The sequence below is a fragment of the Magnetospira thiophila genome, from assembly GCF_054657015.1.
The window spans coordinates 1112427-1127941 of the sequence record NZ_BAAHXF010000001.1 but is presented as its reverse complement, the minus strand read 5'-3'; the positions used below and the strand labels follow the sequence as shown (position 1 = coordinate 1127941).

At 65.0% G+C, this 15515-nt stretch carries 17 protein-coding genes and 1 tRNA gene; 14 read left to right on the top strand and 4 right to left on the bottom strand.

The window, feature by feature from the left end; translation table 11 throughout:
• Positions 1-16: 16 nt before the first annotated feature.
• From ACYQ1P_RS05455 to ACYQ1P_RS05435, 5 genes are read left to right on the top strand one after another with little or no spacing between them, the layout of a single operon-like run.
• Positions 17-742 carry a uroporphyrinogen-III synthase gene (locus ACYQ1P_RS05455; protein WP_460019332.1) on the top strand — a complete coding sequence of 242 codons (726 nt, stop codon included), beginning with the start codon at positions 17-19 and terminating at the stop codon, positions 740-742.
• Positions 739-2031, top strand: a complete 1293-nt coding sequence (locus ACYQ1P_RS05450; RefSeq protein WP_460019331.1) for a COG4223 family protein — start codon at positions 739-741, stop codon at positions 2029-2031. Before ACYQ1P_RS05455 ends, ACYQ1P_RS05450 begins: the two co-directional genes overlap by 4 nt.
• A 4-nt stretch (positions 2032-2035) precedes the next feature.
• Positions 2036-3391, top strand: a complete 1356-nt coding sequence (locus ACYQ1P_RS05445) for a heme biosynthesis protein HemY (protein ID WP_460019330.1) — start codon at positions 2036-2038, stop codon at positions 3389-3391.
• A gap of 8 nt (positions 3392-3399) precedes the next feature.
• Positions 3400-4404 carry a lipid II:glycine glycyltransferase FemX gene (locus ACYQ1P_RS05440; RefSeq protein ID WP_460019329.1) on the top strand — a complete coding sequence of 335 codons (1005 nt, stop codon included), beginning with the start codon at positions 3400-3402 and terminating at the stop codon, positions 4402-4404.
• Entirely contained in the window at positions 4401-5258 is an 858-nt protein-coding gene (locus ACYQ1P_RS05435) for a polysaccharide deacetylase family protein (RefSeq protein WP_460019328.1), read from the top strand. Before ACYQ1P_RS05440 ends, ACYQ1P_RS05435 begins: the two co-directional genes overlap by 4 nt.
• Here the strand turns inward: ACYQ1P_RS05435 and ACYQ1P_RS05430 are convergent.
• On the bottom strand, positions 5251-6348 hold the full coding sequence (locus ACYQ1P_RS05430; RefSeq protein WP_460019327.1) for a hypothetical protein: 1098 nt from the start codon (positions 6346-6348) through the stop codon (positions 5251-5253). The two genes, ACYQ1P_RS05435 and ACYQ1P_RS05430, sit on opposite strands and share 8 nt — an antisense overlap.
• An 87-nt stretch (positions 6349-6435) precedes the next feature.
• On the opposite strand from ACYQ1P_RS05430, the gene ACYQ1P_RS05425 reads away from it, so the two are divergent.
• A tRNA-Thr gene (locus ACYQ1P_RS05425) sits at positions 6436-6511 on the top strand.
• A gap of 10 nt (positions 6512-6521) precedes the next feature.
• Here the strand turns inward: ACYQ1P_RS05425 and ACYQ1P_RS05420 are convergent.
• Both ACYQ1P_RS05420 and ACYQ1P_RS05415 read right to left on the bottom strand, forming a co-directional pair.
• Positions 6522-6830 carry a hypothetical protein gene (locus ACYQ1P_RS05420; RefSeq protein ID WP_460019326.1) on the bottom strand — a complete coding sequence of 103 codons (309 nt, stop codon included), beginning with the start codon at positions 6828-6830 and terminating at the stop codon, positions 6522-6524.
• On the bottom strand, positions 6827-7528 hold the full coding sequence (locus tag ACYQ1P_RS05415) for an HAD-IA family hydrolase (protein WP_460019325.1): 702 nt from the start codon (positions 7526-7528) through the stop codon (positions 6827-6829). Before ACYQ1P_RS05415 ends, ACYQ1P_RS05420 begins: the two co-directional genes overlap by 4 nt.
• 126 nt (positions 7529-7654) lie before the next feature.
• On the opposite strand from ACYQ1P_RS05415, the gene ACYQ1P_RS05410 reads away from it, so the two are divergent.
• The 8 genes from ACYQ1P_RS05410 to ptsP all read left to right on the top strand — a co-directional run bounded on the left by ACYQ1P_RS05410 (position 7655) and on the right by ptsP (position 14445).
• Positions 7655-8086: a hypothetical protein gene (locus ACYQ1P_RS05410; protein ID WP_460019324.1), complete on the top strand. Its 432-nt coding sequence runs from the start codon at positions 7655-7657 to the stop codon at positions 8084-8086.
• A 63-nt stretch (positions 8087-8149) separates the two neighbouring features.
• Positions 8150-8854, top strand: coding sequence for a response regulator transcription factor (locus ACYQ1P_RS05405; RefSeq protein ID WP_460019323.1), 705 nt, complete (start codon positions 8150-8152; stop codon positions 8852-8854).
• Positions 8855-8867: 13 nt separating this feature from the next.
• Positions 8868-10478: a stimulus-sensing domain-containing protein gene (locus ACYQ1P_RS05400; RefSeq protein ID WP_460019322.1), complete on the top strand. Its 1611-nt coding sequence runs from the start codon at positions 8868-8870 to the stop codon at positions 10476-10478.
• Between the two features lie 11 nt (positions 10479-10489).
• The gene (locus tag ACYQ1P_RS05395; protein ID WP_460019321.1) at positions 10490-10948 is read left to right on the top strand and encodes an HPr kinase/phosphorylase; all 459 of its coding nucleotides are present in this window, start codon (positions 10490-10492) and stop codon (positions 10946-10948) included.
• A complete protein-coding gene (rapZ, locus tag ACYQ1P_RS05390; RefSeq protein WP_460019320.1) occupies positions 10945-11910 on the top strand; it encodes an RNase adapter RapZ in 966 nt (321 codons plus the stop codon). The genes ACYQ1P_RS05395 and rapZ overlap by 4 nt, the downstream gene beginning before the upstream one ends.
• Positions 11907-12305 (top strand): PTS sugar transporter subunit IIA, encoded by a 399-nt coding sequence (locus tag ACYQ1P_RS05385; protein ID WP_460019319.1) that lies wholly within the window; start codon positions 11907-11909, stop codon positions 12303-12305. Before rapZ ends, ACYQ1P_RS05385 begins: the two co-directional genes overlap by 4 nt.
• 4 nt (positions 12306-12309) lie before the next feature.
• Positions 12310-12600, top strand: a complete 291-nt coding sequence (locus tag ACYQ1P_RS05380) for an HPr family phosphocarrier protein (RefSeq protein ID WP_460019318.1) — start codon at positions 12310-12312, stop codon at positions 12598-12600.
• Between the two features lie 48 nt (positions 12601-12648).
• Positions 12649-14445, top strand: a complete 1797-nt coding sequence (gene ptsP / locus ACYQ1P_RS05375) for a phosphoenolpyruvate--protein phosphotransferase (protein WP_460019317.1) — start codon at positions 12649-12651, stop codon at positions 14443-14445.
• 74 nt (positions 14446-14519) lie between these two features.
• On the opposite strand, the gene ACYQ1P_RS05370 is transcribed toward ptsP, so the two are convergent.
• The gene (locus ACYQ1P_RS05370) at positions 14520-15455 is read right to left on the bottom strand and encodes a hypothetical protein (protein WP_460019316.1); all 936 of its coding nucleotides are present in this window, start codon (positions 15453-15455) and stop codon (positions 14520-14522) included.
• Positions 15456-15515: the final 60 nt, after the last annotated feature.

Below are 15515 nucleotides of genomic sequence, written 5' to 3'. Positions count from 1 at the left end.
GCGGATTTGACCGGCCATGCGGTTGCTCATTACCCGACCCGAGGAGGACGCCGCGCCCCTGGCCGCCGAACTTCAGGCGCGGGGCCATGAGGTCCAGGTGGAGCCGCTGCTGACCATCGTGCCGCTGGGCGGGCCGCCGCTCGACCTGCAAAGGGTGCAGGCCTTGCTGATGACCAGCGCCAACGGGGTACGCGCTTTCGCCCGCACCGATGAGCGACGGCACCTGCCGGTGCTGGCGGTCGGCGACGCCACGGCCCGGGCAGCCCGCGAGGCCGGGTTCGAAAACGTCCGCTCGGCGGGCGGCGACGTGACGACTCTGGCGGCGCTGGTGCGCTCCGCCCTCAAACCCGCCGATGGCGCACTGCTGCATGTGGCGGGAAGCCATGTGGCGGGCGATCTGTCGGCGCTTTTGGCGGCCGGGGGCTTCGCCTACCGACGGGTGGTTTTGTACAGCACGCGGCGGGCGCAATCCCTGTCCGAGGCGGCGCGGAATGCCCTGCGCGAGGGTCATTTGGACGGTGTCGTTTTTTTCTCTCCCCGAACAGCGGCAACCTTTGCTAGTCTGGCGTCGACCGCCGGCGTGGACGAGGCGCTGACGGCGATGACCGCTTTCTGTCTCAGCGCGGCGGTTGCCGAACAGGCCCGGGCGCTGACATGGAAAGACGTGCGGATGGCCGCGCATCCCGATCAGGCGTCCCTCATCGCCTGCATCGAAACCCAACAAGCCGAGCGAGACCGATGACCGAATCCACCCCGACCGACAGCCCCATCGAATCCGCGTCCCCGACCGAGCCACCGGCGCAGAAATTCGCGGCCCCGCCCCCGTCGGCGAAAAAAAGTTCCGGCGGCGGCGGCTGTCTGGCCACCTTGCTGTTTCTGGTGATCTTCGGCGGAGCGGCTTATTATACCTATCCGTCCTGGTCGCCGGAGGCCGGGCGGCTGATGACTCAATACGTTCCCTTCCTCAGCGATCCCCTGCAAAAGGCCCAGGACTGGGCGGCCCTGGAAGATCGGGTGCGAGCGCTGGAGGCGCAGTCCCAGAACGAGGAGACCGCCCCCGAGGCCGAGGCCCCCCTGCCGCTGGACCAGCTTGAAGCCCAGCGGAACAAGATGCGCGACGACATGGAAATCATGATGGCGCGCATTGGCGAATTGGAAACGGCGCTGGCCGACGTGCGCGGCATGATCGGCGCGGTGACTCCGCCCACGGAGACTCTCGGTGCCGCCCGCCAGGATCTGGAAAATCTGGTCGGTCGGATGAACGCGCTTGAGGGGACCCTGGCGACCGTCGGCAGCGGACCCGGGGAGAGCGAGGCCGCGCAGGCGGCGCTTCAGGGGCTGAATGCCCGGTTGGAGAAGCTGGAAACCGCGCAGGCCGACTCGGCCCAATTGAGCAGTGAAAATGCCCAACTGCGCGATACGGTGCAACAAATCGCCAGTCGCCTGGACGGGATCGAGTCCCGGCCTGCCGCGCCGCCGGTGGTGCTCGGAACGGCCCAGGGTCAGGCGTTGATTCTGGCCATCGAGCAGTTGCGCACAGCGGCAGCGGGGTCGAGCGCCTTTGCCCCGCAGTTGGAAACCGTCGCCGGAATGGCCGCCGGGGAGACGCAGATCGTCGCCCAGCTCAATGCCCTGGCTCCCTTCGCTGCGGCTGGCGTGCAGACGGTCGAGACGTTGCGCATCCAGTTTGCCGAACAGGCCGCCGATATCGTCCGCGCGGGCATGGTCGCCGCCGACGGGGATTGGATGGATCAAACCCTGGATCGGGTACTGTCGGTGGTGAAGATCCGGCGCACGGCGGACAATCTGGCCGGCGCCGGGGCCGATGCCCGGGTGGCCCGTGCCGAGGCGGCGCTGGCCAGTGGCGACCTGATCGCCGCCGTGGACGTGCTGCGCGGGCTGAACGGCGGCGCGGCGGCAGCGGCGCAGTCCTGGATGACCCAGGCCGAGGCCCGGCTGACCGTCGATGCGGCGCTCCAGGCCCTGCACGGGCACGCCATCACCCTCTTGACCGCCAAGAGCGAGGGATAAGACCATGTGGCGTTCCCTGCGTTTCCTGATCATTCTCGGCCTTGCCGTGGCGGCCACCGTCTGGCTGGCCGATCATCCGGGCCGGGTCCATCTGGAATGGATGGGCTATCAGGTAGACCCGCCGCTGGGGCTGGCGGTGCTGGCGGTGCTGATCATCGGCGGGGTCATGGCCGTGCTCTATCGGTTGTGGGTGGAGATGCGTCACGCCCCGGTGGCCCTGGCCCGCAATCGCAAGGAACGCAAACGCCAGCGCGGCTACGAGGCGCTCAACCGGGGCATGGTGGCGGTCGCCGCCGGGGATCCGGAAGAGGCCGCATTGCAGGCCAAGCGGGCCGAAGAAATGCTCGAAGAGCCGCCGCTGACCTTGTTGCTGTCGGCCCAGGCGGCGCAGCTCAATGGCGACGAACGGGCGGCGGCGCGCTTCTTCCAGACCATGACCGAAACCTCGGACCTGGAATTTCTCGGGCTGCGCGGTCTGTTCAATCAGGCGACCAAACGCGGCGACCGGGAAGAGGCGCTGAAGCTGGCGGCCCGGGCCCGGCGACTGCATCCGAATGCCGAATGGGTGGTCAATGCGCTGTTCGATTTGCAGGTGGCGCTGGGCTACTGGGACGGAGCCACCGAGACCCTGAAGGAAACCGCACGCCTGAAGCTGCTCGACAAGACTCAGGCCAAACGCCGTCAGGCGGTGATCCTGACCCAGCAGGCGGAACGGGCCGAAGCCAGCGGCGATGTGGAAGGCGCGCTGAGGATGCTGAAGCAGGCCTGCGATCTGGAAACCGATCTCTGTCCGGCGGCCATCCATCAGGCGCGGCTGCTGGTCAAGGACGGCAAGACCCGCAAGGCCATCGGCCTGATCGAACGGATCTGGGGCAAGATGCCGCATCCGGAACTGGTCGAGCTGTATGTGACCTCCAAGAATCCCCCCGACGCCCTGGCCAAGATGAAAATCCTGCAAGGGTTGGCTTTGCATAATCCGACGCATTTGGACAGCGCCATCATGGTCGCCGAGGCGGCCCTGGAGGCGCAGCTCTGGGGCGAGGCGCGGCGCTACCTGGACCCGGTGGCCGGCGAGGACCCCCCGGCCCGGGTGTGCCGTCTGATGGCCGAATTGGAAGAATCCCAATACGGCGACATGGCCAAGGTGCGGGCCTGGTTGTCCCTGGCCGCGACCAGCGAGCGGGACCCGGCCTGGGTCTGCGACACCTGCGGCAACGTGCAATCCTCGTGGAGTGCGCTGTGCGGTAAATGCGGCGGCTTCGACAGTCTGCGCTGGCAGGCCCCGCCGCGGGCCAAGGCGGCGCTGGCCCATGCTGACCGGCCCCTGGAGGCTCTGCCCGCGCCCCGGGCCAACCCCTGACCGGCGACATGGCGCGTTTCGTCCCGCTGTCCACGGATGCCGACGACTGGTCCCGCCGGATCGACGGCCTCGCCGATCTCAATCTGTTGCAGACCTGGGCCTATGGGGAAGCCAAGGCGAAAACCGGTCCGTGGCGGGTCGAGCGCGGCCTGTTCGAGCACACACCGGGCGCGGTGCAAGTGCTGCTGCGCCCCTTGCCCGGCGGCCTGCCCGGCGGTCTGGCCTGGATCAATCGCGGTCCCATGTGCGATGGCGGCGACCCGGCCCCCTTGCTGGCGGCATTGCGCGCCCATTACGTCGATGATCGGGGTTTCTATCTGCGCATTGCCCCTTCGGCGGGCGAAGACTTTGCCCCTCCGTCCGGGTTTGCGGGCACCGACATTCCCGGCTGGGCCTCGGCGCGGCTCGACCTGACGCCCGACGAGGCGACCCTGCGTCAGGGGCTCAAGCAAAAATGGCGCAACGGGCTGAACAAGGCGGTGAAGCTGGGGCTTGAAGTGACTCACGGCACCGACGACGCGGCCTATGCGGATTTCCGTGCCGCCCATGTGGCGTTTCTCGGGGATCGCGGGTTTGACACCAGCGTGACCGCGGATTTTCTCGATGTCTGGCGGACCCTGGAGACCCCACGGCGGCAGCCGGTGGCGCTGCTGGCGCGGCTGGAAAATCAGGTGGTCGGGGCGGCGTTGATGGCCCGCTATGGGACGACCTGGGAATACCTAGCGGGCAACCAGACCGATGAGGGACGGCGGCTCAATGCCGGGCAATTGCTGCTATGGACCGCCGCCACCCTGGCCCGCGCCGACGGGGCGCGCTGGCTCGACCTGGGCGGCATGGACGCACGCCTCACCCCGCCGGGGATTTTCAAATTCAAGCAGGGCCTGGGCGGCACCGCCTATCGGCTGGCGGGAGAAATGGAAGCCCTGCCGGGCGGCCCGCTGCGCGGACTGGCGGCGCGGTTGGTGCGTCACAAGGTGACCCGGGCCCGGGCCGCCGAGGGGGGCGCGCCGTGATTCGCCAAGGGATCGCCCCCGGATGGTTGGCCGCCTGGCGCATGGGCAGCCTGTTGCGGCCCCCGGCGAGGGCGGGAAGCTTCCGCATGTTGCTGCTGCATGATGTGCCCCGGGATCGGCAGGCGGAGTTCAGGGCCCTGATTCATCGGGTGCGGGAACGCCACGGGCTGATCGGGGTCGCCGAGGCGGAGGCCCAGTTGGCCGGACAGCTTCCCACCCAACCGGAAAAGCGTCCGCCGTTTTTATTGAGCTTCGACGACGGATTCGCTTCCAATCACCGCATTGCTCAAGAGGTGCTGGACCCCTTGGGACTCACGGCGTTGTTTTTCGTCTGCCCGACGCTGATGGACCTGGAGCCGGGGGCGCAAAGGGACGCCATCGCGGCGCGGATTTTTCGCGGCCACAAGCGGGCCAGTGATCTGACAGCCGAGCAACGTCTGATGACCTGGGAGGAGTTGCAACAACTCACAGCACAGGGTCATCGCATCGGGGCGCATGGTCTGACCCACCAACGGCTCACTGATTTGCGCGGCGAGGCGCTGCGACAGGAAATCGTCGGCGCGGGGGAAGTGCTCGCGGCGCGCCTCGGGCAGCCGGTGGACTGGACCGCCTACGCCTTTGGTGACATCGGAAGTATCTCCGCCGAGGCTCTTTCGATCATCGCAGAACAGTATAAATATTGCCGGAGCGGGGTGCGTGGTTTCAACAACACGGCAACGCATCCCCTGGCCCTGCGCGCCGATCAGATCGACCTCGGAGATTCTAAGGCCTGGCAGGATCTGTCGTTGGAAGGGGCGCTGGATTTCCGCTATGCCGAGGCGCGCCGCCGCCTGGATGGCATGATCCCTATTTGAGCCGTTTGCACAGGTCGTCCATGTCCAGACTCTGGTGCAGCGGCAGGAACATCAGCGTGTGGCGCAGCAGCAGGGCATCCCCGTGGGTGTTGTAGGATGCGCGCACCTCGGGCGGCAGATCGGGCCAGGACTCGACCAGTGTCCCGCGCTGTTGCAGTTGCCGGAAGATTTTGCCCGCCCGCCGTTCCTCGTCCACATGCAGCACCAGCCGATAGGGCGCGTATTCATTGGCATGGGTCAGCACCTCGGCCCGCTCGCCGATGGCGGCGGTCAGCCGCTTGGCATGGGCGCGGCGGATTTCAGCGATGGCGTCGAGGCGGGCGATCTCGCCCGGCAGCAGGCGCTGCGCCAGGGCGCTCATCAACGGCGTTTCGGGCAGGGCCGTGGTCGCCGGATCGCTATTGTAGGCGGTCTCCTTGCGGGTCAGACGGGCCAACGGCGCGCCCAGAGGCGTTTTCTGGACCAACCGCCGCAGCAGCCAGGAGCGGGGCGACGGTGCCGCCTCGGCCAGGGCGTCGCGGGCCCGCAGGATGACCGGCAACATGGGGGCCTTGACCGTCAACAAGGCCCCATCGGGCAGGGCGAGCAGCTTGTGAGGGCTGTACAGCACCGCCTGCCCGACCTCGCCGATGCCGGTCACCGGACGCAGCACATGGGCCGCATCCTCGATCAGCAGGCCGTTGAACAGGCGGCAGAAGGCGGCGGCCTCGTGGGTTGCCGGGTTGGTGCGCCCGAAATAATGCACCAGCACGAACAGATCCGGTGTCTGGTCGGTGGCCAGCACCCGGCAGCCCTGCCAGTGGGGGGTCATGTCCCGTTGCAGCGGATAGAATACCAGCTTGTACCCGGCATCGCGCAGCGGCCGTGTGGACTGATTGCAGAAGTAATCGGGCAGCCAGATTACCGGCTTGGTGTCGTTGGCCAGCCGCCAGCCATCGGCCAGCGCCCGCAAGGCCCAGGCCCCGCGCGAAAACCACAAGGCGCCATCCCCCGAGCGTCGCCAGGGGGTGGCCAGTTCATCCGCTTCGGGAATGTTGCCCCCCAGCGCGGCGAGGGCCGACCAACGGGGCAAGGGAGCCTGGGTCAACATGGAAAAAGGCCTCGAACGAAAGTGTCACCAAGGAGGCTAAGCTGTACCTTGCAAATCGCGCGCGGCCAACGTATTTTCCACCCCAGTGCCGCCTTAGCTCAGTTGGTAGAGCATCGCATTCGTAATGCGAGGGTCGGGTGTTCGAGTCACCCAGGCGGCACCAGTTCCCAGCATCATTCCGTTGTCGCCTCCCAAGCCAACATCAACGCCCGCAGCAGGGCGAGGGGCACGGTTGGGCCGTCGGAATGGTATTCATGTCCCTGGTGGGACAGCAGGGCGTAGGGCAGGAATCCAGACGCGCCCCAGCCCACATGCCAATGCCAGCCGGGCAGGACTTGGTGGACCAGCTCCAGGCAACGATCCACCGAGCCGGTCAGGGGCGGCGGGTCGCCCTCTTGCGGTCCCAGGAAATGGTCGCGCAGGGCACGGTCCAGCGCCCGGTCGGCCCCGGTGGCACGTTCCAACTGGTCGGCCAGGGTCACCCCTGTTGGCCGAACGCGGCCTGCAAGGCATCGAGAGTCACGCCCTCCAGGTCATCAAAAATTTTCAGTGCCCCGTCGTAGGTATCGCCCTCGGTCCAGGGGGTGCGGGTGACGATCACCGGAATCTGGGCGGCCAGCGCCGAGAGCACGCCGTTGGCCGAATCCTCGACCGCCAGACAGGCCGCGCCGGGCAGACCCAACCGTTCCAGGGCGACCAGATAGAGGCCCGGATCGGGTTTCTTCAAGGGCGCATCCTCGCCGGTGACAATGACCTCGAACCAGTTGTGGGCGTCGGGGCCGAGATTGGCTTCGAGCAACGAATAGACGTTGCCGCGCGAGGTGGTGGTGACGATTCCCTGACGCATGCCGGTCTCGTGGGCCTCGCGAATCAGGGCCTCGATGCCGGGACGGAACGGCAACCGGCCCTCGATGACGCCATTCTGATAGCGTTCGGTTTTGGCCAGATGCATCTTTTTGACCAATTCCCAGTCGATGGAGGTGTTGAGGAAATCCTCGGCGTAATGGTTGATGCGCTCCTTGCCTCCGCCCACCTTGAGCAGCTTTTTATAAAGCGGGCGGTCCCAGTCCCAATCGAGTCCGAATTCGGCGAAGGTCTCGTTGAAGGCGGTGCGATGCAGCTCCTCGGTTTCGGCCAGCGTGCCGTCCACGTCGAACAAAAGGGCGCTGAAATTGGTCATTGTCTTTTTCCTGCTCTTGAAGTTTTCCCCGCCAGGGACATGGCCTTGAATGGTCAAAACGTCAAGGGGGACGCGGCGCTTTGATGCCGCTAAAATAACCCGGCGATGACGAAAGGAAGCTGGTCGATGAATGATAAAACCCAGGTGAGCTGCCCGGTGCGCTGTCTGGAAGCGGAGGATGTGGCCGCCGCGCGGCAACGGTTGCGGCCCGGCGGCACGGTCCGGGTCGCCTATGACTGCAAGGCCTGCGCCGAAGTGGCGGATATCCTGCTCGCCTCAGACGAGGTCTGCGCCGCCGTGGCCGGGCGGGAAGGAATCGACTCCCCCCTGGCGGCGAAACTGCTGCTGGCGCTGATTGACCGGGAACTCTGTGAATGCGATCTGGCGACTCTGATGGGTGGTCCCGAGGCCCCGGTATTGGCCGAACTGGCCCGCCTCGAACAGGGTGGACGGCTGGCCCGGCGGGAGGACGACTACATGATCTATTACCACCTGGCCGAGGAGGATTTTCAGGATCGCTTGCGGACTCGCCTTCATATGGTCGCGAAGGAAGCATAAATCTGCCAGAATTCAGCCCCAGAAACGACCGGATAGTCCTTTGAGCCGCCGCAGGAGAGTCCCGTGACCCAAACCATCGCCCTGGTCGATGACGATCAGAACATTCTCACCTCCGTTTCCATGGCCCTGGAAGCGGAAGGCTTCACGGTCACCACCTACAAGGATGGGGCCGAGGCGCTGACCGGTTTGCTCAACAAGCCGACGGATCTGGCGGTGCTGGATATCAAGATGCCGCGCATGGACGGCATGGAATTGCTGTCCCGGCTGCGCAAGGAAAGCGAGATGCCGGTGATCTTCCTGACCTCCAAGGACGAGGAGGTGGACGAACTGCTGGGCCTGCGCATGGGCGCCGACGACTACATCAAGAAACCGTTTTCCCAGCGCCTGTTGATCGCCCGCATTCAGGCCCTGCTGCGGCGGCGGGAACTGGAGGATCATCCGGAGGAGGAGTCCTCAACCGAGACCGCCCAGGTGCTGACCCGGGGTGATTTGCTGGTCGATCCGGCGCGCCACCTCTGCGCCTGGAAAGGCAAGCCTTTGAACTTGACGGTGACCGAGTTTCTGATTGTCCAAGCCCTGGCCCAGCGGCCCGGCCATGTGAAAAACCGCGACCAATTGATCGACGCCGCCTATGGCGACAATATCTATGTGGACGACCGCACCATCGACAGTCATATCAAGCGGCTGCGCAAGAAGTTCCGGCAGGTGGACGACAGTTTCGAGCAGATCGAGACCCTGTACGGCATCGGCTACCGCTACAAGGAATAGGGACCCAGGGGGCATGACGGCGGGGGATCACAGGACAGCGGCGGCGCGGCGGCGGTTTTCGCCGATTACCCGACGCATCCTCGCGGTCAATCTGCTGGCATTGGTGATTCTGGTCGCCGGGATGCTCTATCTGGGCGAATACCGCCGGGCGCTGATCTCGGCGGAATTGACGGTTTTGCGGACTCACGCGGAACTGTTCGCCGCCGCCCTGGGCGAAGGGGCGACGGTGCAGAGAACCCCGACCGAACAGGAAATCTATCCCCCCATGGCCCGCCAGATGGTGCGCAGCATGGTTGGCAGTACCCCGACCCGCGCCCGGCTGTTTTCCCCTGACGGCGACCTGATGGCCGATTCCAAGCGCCTTCTCAGCGGCAAGGGGTCCATCGAAATCGAGACCCTGCCGCCGCCGGTGAGCAATGACCCGTTGCAGGATCAGGCGCTGGATCTGAGCCGCTGGCTGTTCGACTGGCTGCCCGGGCGGGTCGAGCTGGAACCCTACGAGGAACATCAGGATCAGCGGGCCTCGGATTATGCGGAAGTGGTGATGGCGCTGCATGGGGATGCCGCCGTGGCGGCGCGGGCGCTGCCCGGATCGGCGGCGGTGTTGTCGGTGGCGGTGCCCATTCAACGCTACAAGCATGTGCTGGGGGCCTTGATGGTGACCACCGATACCAGCCGGGTGGACCGGGCGCTGTTGAAGGTGCGGCTGGATATTCTCAAGGTCTCGGGGCTGGCCTTCGCGGTGACCGTCCTGCTGTCGCTCTATCTGGCGGCCAGTATTGCGCGGCCGCTACGGCTGTTGTCCCTGGCCACCGAGCGGGTGCGCTCCAGTCTGGCGCGCAATCGCAGCATTCCCGACCTGACCCGCCGTCAGGACGAAATCGGCGATTTGTCCCATGCCCTGCGCGACATGACCGAGGCCCTCTGGGCGCGCATGGACGCCATCGAGCGGTTCGCCGCCGATGTCAGCCACGAGATCAAGAATCCCCTGACCTCGTTGCGCAGCGCCGTGGAAACCGTGGCGCGCATCGAAGACCCGGCGCAACAACGCAAGCTGATGACGATCATCCAGGACGACGTGCAGCGGCTCAACCGGCTGATCAGCGATATTTCCGATGCCTCGCGCCTGGATGCGGAACTGTCGCGGGCCGAATACGGGACCGTCGATCTGGGGGCCATGCTGGCCACCCTGACCGAAATACACCAGGTCACCGACGATGGCCCCCGGGTGATGCTGGAGACCGCCAACGATGATTTCAAGATTGCCGGAATTGAGAGTCGACTGGTCCAGGTGTTCCGCAATCTGATCGGCAATGCCATCAGCTTCAGCCCGTCGCACGGAACCATTCGGCTGACTTTGCGCCGTGACGGGGGCTGGGTGGAAGCCACCGTCTGCGACGACGGGCCGGGGCTGCAACCGGGCAAGGAGGAGGCCATCTTCGACCGCTTTTATTCCGAGCGCCCGGCCGGGGAGAAATTCGGCACCCATTCCGGACTCGGGTTGAGTATTTCCCGACAGATCGTCGAGGCGCACGGCGGCATGATCCGCGCCAGCAACCGCATGACCCCGGAAGGCGAGGTGCTGGGCGCCCGTTTCGTGGTCCGCCTGCCGGTCGAGATGTGAGGGGGTGCCCGATGACGGAAACACAGCAAATTCACGGGACCTGTGTCCGGATTGGCGGCTGTGGCGTGCTGCTGCGCGGGCCGTCGGGGAGCGGCAAATCGGATTTGGCCCTGCGGCTGATCGTCGACGGGGCGCAGTTGGTGGCCGATGACCGGACCGAGCTTGGCCTGCGCGACGACCAGTTGTGGGCCAGCTCACCGCCCGCCCTGTCCGGGATGCTGGAGGTGCGGGGCCTGGGACTGATGCGGTTGGAGGCGGCCCCCGGGGCGGCGCTGCATCTGTTGATCGACCTGGTCGCTCCGGCCAATGTTCCCCGGTTGCCCGAGCCGCAATGGGAGGTCATATTGAACCACAAGGTGAGCCGGATCGTCCTGGCCCCCTTCGAGTCTTCCGCCGTGGCCAAGGTGCGGCTGGCCGCGCGGGCGGTGTTCGATACCAACCTCTGCCAATCGGGAGCCTGGACCCCATGAGTGACGCCCCTGTTTCCCCCGGCCCGACGTCTCGCCCGGTGCTGCTGGTCACCGGCCTGTCCGGGGCGGGCAAGACCTCGGCCCTCAAGGCGTTGGAGGACATGGGCTACGAGACGGTGGACAATATCCCCCTGACCTTTCTGGGCGCGCTGGTGGCGGGCAACCGATTGAGTCCGCAGCAGGACCGGGAGGTGCCGTTGCTGGCCATCGGCATGGATGTGCGGACCCGGGGGTTCGGCATCGCCGCCGTGGTCGAGGAACTGGACCGGTTGCGCAGGGTCGAACAGGTGGAGGTGCAGGTGCTGTTCCTGGATTGCGATGACGCGGAACTGCATCGACGCTATGTGGAGACCCGCCATCGTCATCCCCTGGCCGTGGATCGTCCGGTGCTCGATGGGGTACGCGAGGAGCGCCGTCTGTTGAGTGCGTTACGCGGGCGGGCCGACGTGGTGCTCGATACCTCGGCCCTGCCGCTGGGCGAACTGAAGGCGCAACTGCGGCAGCATTTCATGGCCGAGGCCGGACAGCAGCTGAGTATTTTCGTCATGTCCTTCGGCTTTAAGCGCGGCATTCCACGCGACGCGGACCTGCTGTTCGACGTGCGGTTCCTGCGCAATCCCCATTACGACCCGGCGTTGCGGCCGCTGAACGGTCGGGATGCGCCGATAGCCGATTTCGTCGGCAGCGATCCCGCCTTTGCGCCGTTTTTCGATAATCTGACCCGGCTCATCGCCCCTTTGTTGCCGCGTTACGCCGCCGAGGGCAAAAGCTACCTTACCATTACGTTAGGCTGCACAGGCGGCAGGCACCGTTCCGTGTACACGGCGGAACGTCTGGGGCATTGGTTGACGGCGCAGGGCCATCGGGTGCAAATTCGGCATCGTGACCTGGATGGACAGGAAGGGGGAAAGCCTGTCATGATGGTGCCGAAGGGGACTCCGGGGGGTGTAGGTATAGAATGATTGGCCTTGTGCTTGTGACGCACGGAAATCTGGCTCTGGAACTTGTCAATGCCATGGAACATGTGGTGGGGCATCAGCCGCAGGTGCGCACCGTCTGTATCGGTCCGGAGGACGATATGGAAATCCGTCGGCGTGAGATTTTGGACAGCGTCGCCAATGTGGAAACCGGTCGCGGCGTCGTTCTGCTGACCGACATGTTCGGCGGCACCCCGTCCAATCTGTCCATTTCCATCATGGACAAGGCGCGGGTCGAGGTCATCGCTGGCGTCAATCTGCCGATGCTGATCAAACTGGCGACCGTGCGTCGGGATACGGAGTTGGCCGAGGCGGTCAACGCGGCGCAGGAAGCGGGCCGCAAATATATCAATATCGCCTCGCAGTTACTGGGAGATTGAGGTCTTGCGTGACGACAACGGCCCGGACGGCTTCAGCCGGGAATTGACTATTGTCAACCAGCGGGGGCTGCATGCCCGCGCCGCCTCGAAGTTCGTCAAGGTGGTGGGGGCGTTCGATGCCTTGGTGGAAGTTACCCGAGGCGATCAGACCGTGTCCGGCCTGTCGATTATGGGTCTGATGTTATTGGCGGCCGGACCGGGAACCAGTATCCAGGTCAATGCCGCCGGCCCGGAAGCCGAAGTGGCCATAGAAGCCATCTCGGCTCTGGTCAATGGCAAGTTCGAAGAAGAATAACGAACGAAAACGGTTCGGTTGAGGTTTGCCAACAGGGAGGCGTCCTCCATGTCCATGGATGACGACGAGATCACGGCCGTCGTCCCGAAGATTTTCCGGGAAGAACGGGTCCTCAAAGGATTGGGCGTGGCGCCGGGCATTGCCATCGGCGAGGCCCATGTGCGCGACTGTGGCTCGGTCAATATCCCGGAATATCGCATCGCCGCCAACCGGGTGAAGGCCGAACGCCAGCGGTTTGCCACGGCGGTCAAGAAATCCCGCAACCAGCTCGGCACCCTGCGCTCCAAGACCCGCGGATTGCCCGAAGCGGCGGCGGAAGAACTGGGCTATCTGCTTGACGCCTACCAGCACATGCTCACCGGTTCTCGGTTGATTCGCGGGGTGGAGAAACGCATAACCGAGCAGCGCATCAACGCCGAGGCCGCCCTGCAAACGGAAATCCAGGAGATCAGCACCAGCTTCCTGTCGGTCAACGACAGCTATCTGGCCAAACGGGCCGACGACATTTGCGCCATCGGCACCCGGGTGCTGCAAAACCTGATTGGCGAACCGCAGAAGGGCTTCACCCGCGTTCCCCGGGGCAGCATCATCATTTCCGACGAAATCACCCCGGCCGACACGGCGCAAATGGATCCGCGACGGGTGATGGGTCTGTGCGCCGCCCTGGGCGGGGCCGAAGGGCATACTGCGATCATGGCCCGGGCGCTTGGACTCCCGGCGGTGCTCGGGGTGTCGGGTCTGATGGCCGGGGTGGAAAACGGGGCTCCGGTGATCATCGACGGCACCCAGGGCCGGGTCATCGTCCATCCCGAGGAAAGCACTCTGCGCTATTACGAGCGGCGCATGGAGGATTTGGTGCGCGAGGCGCGTGCCCTGGCCCGTCTGCGCAAACGTCCGGCGATCACCAGCGACGGCGTTTCGGTGCTGTTGCGCGGCAATCTGGAATTGCCGGTGGAATTGAATCAGATGATTCAGATGGGGGCCGTCGGCATCGGGCTGCTGCGCAGCGAGTTCATGTTCATGAACCGCGAGGATCTGCCCTCCGAGGAAGAGCAATACCATCTGCTCAAGACGATGATCATGGATCTGGGCGGTCAGCCGATGACCGTCCGCACCCTGGATGTGGGGGGCGAGAAAATTGCCACCACCCTGGTCGATGAAGTGGGCACCAGCGCCGAATCGGTACTCGGTCTGCGCGGCATCCGCCTGTCGCTCAGTCAGCGCAGTCTGTTGCAGGATCAGGCGCGGGCCATTCTTCGCGCCGGAGCCCATGGGCCGGTGCGCATTCTGTTGCCCATGGTGACCACCGTGTCGGAGGTGCGCCGGGTCCGCGAGGCGGTCAATGAGTGCGCCAAGGAACTGATTTCGAAAGGTGTTCCCATTGCCGATCCGTTGCCACCCATCGGCGTGATGATCGAGGTGCCGGGGGCCGCCCTGGCCGCCGATGCCTTGGCCCGGGTCGCCGATTTTTTCTCCATCGGGTCCAATGATTTGACCATGTATGCCCTGGCCATCGACCGCACCGACGAGCGAGTGGCTTATCTGCACGACCCGCTGCATCCGGCGGTGCTGCGGCTGATCCAATTCTCCGCCCAGGCGGCGCTGCGGGCCGGTATCCCGGTTTCCCTGTGTGGCGAAATGGCCGGTGATCCGCGCTATACGGCGCTGCTGCTGGGGCTGGGCATCCGCGAGCTGAGTATGTCGGCGCATAATATTCCGCGCGTCAAACGGCGTATCCGTGAACTGGACATGGCCGCCGCCACCCGCCGCGCCAGCCTGATCCTCGAACAGACCGACCCGGGCCGCATCGCCACCCTGCTCGACGACTTCAACGGCATGGCATGAGCCCTCAAACAAAAAAGGCCGCCCGGAGGCGGCCTTGAGTTTGAGAGAGGTTGATGCTTATTGTCAGGAAGATTCTAATTGTTGATGCCCGTCGAGGCTTTCTTGACCTTGCCGCCTGCGGCCTGGGTCAGGGCGCGCTCGATGGCCTTGGGGCTTTCCATGATGCTCATGAAGCTATTGGCGCCCATCATCGACAGGTCGGGGAAGCTGATGGCGATCCGGAAGCGGGCATACAGGGCATAGACCTCGTCGCCGCTGACCAGAATTTCATAGGGCAGGTGGGCCGCCGATTTGATGTCCTTGAAGTCGATCTGGCTCATCAGAAAGGCGTCGTCCTGCATGTTGCCTTCGCCCTTGCTGCCGTCCATGGCGACGCCGAAGACAGTCTCTTCCTTGCCCGGGATGTCGACCCGATAAACCTTGGTAATCCCGGCCCGGCCCTCAGCCAGACCCTTTTCCACTGCGGCCACCGCATCGGCGTAGGAGTCGTACGCGGCCAGCTCACTGGGCTCGTCAAAATATTCCATGCCGAACATGTAGTGGTAGTCGCGCAGGCTATCGGCCTTGAGACCCGTAGCCCCAAACTGCTCCTGCATGCCCAGAACGGCGGACAGCTTGGCGGCCATGTCGGCCTGATCGCCGTCCATGCGGTAGGCGGCGGCCCAGTAGGGCGGGTTGGTGTAGGAGACCTGTACTTTGCCCCCGGCCTCGACCAGCGATACCCGGTGCACGGCACCGTAGCCGCCATGTTCCGACTTGGCGGCCAGGGCCTTCAGGTCATCATTGGTGATCACCAGAATGTGGGTTCCGGCATAGGGGGTGACTTCGCCGACGATCTCGAAACCGGCTCCGGTCAGCTTGCCCTTGACCTCGGCGGTGGTCGCCGCCAGATCCAGGTCGCTGAGAGCGGCGAGAATGAACGGCTTCAAGATGGCGTCTTCAGCCTTCGAGGGGGCCGAAAACAAGACGATGACCGCCAGCGCCAAGCTGGCCAAAATTTTCCGCTTCATGTGATTTCCCTGCATAAAAATGTAATTATTTGATTGATTGACTGCATCATGAATTGATTC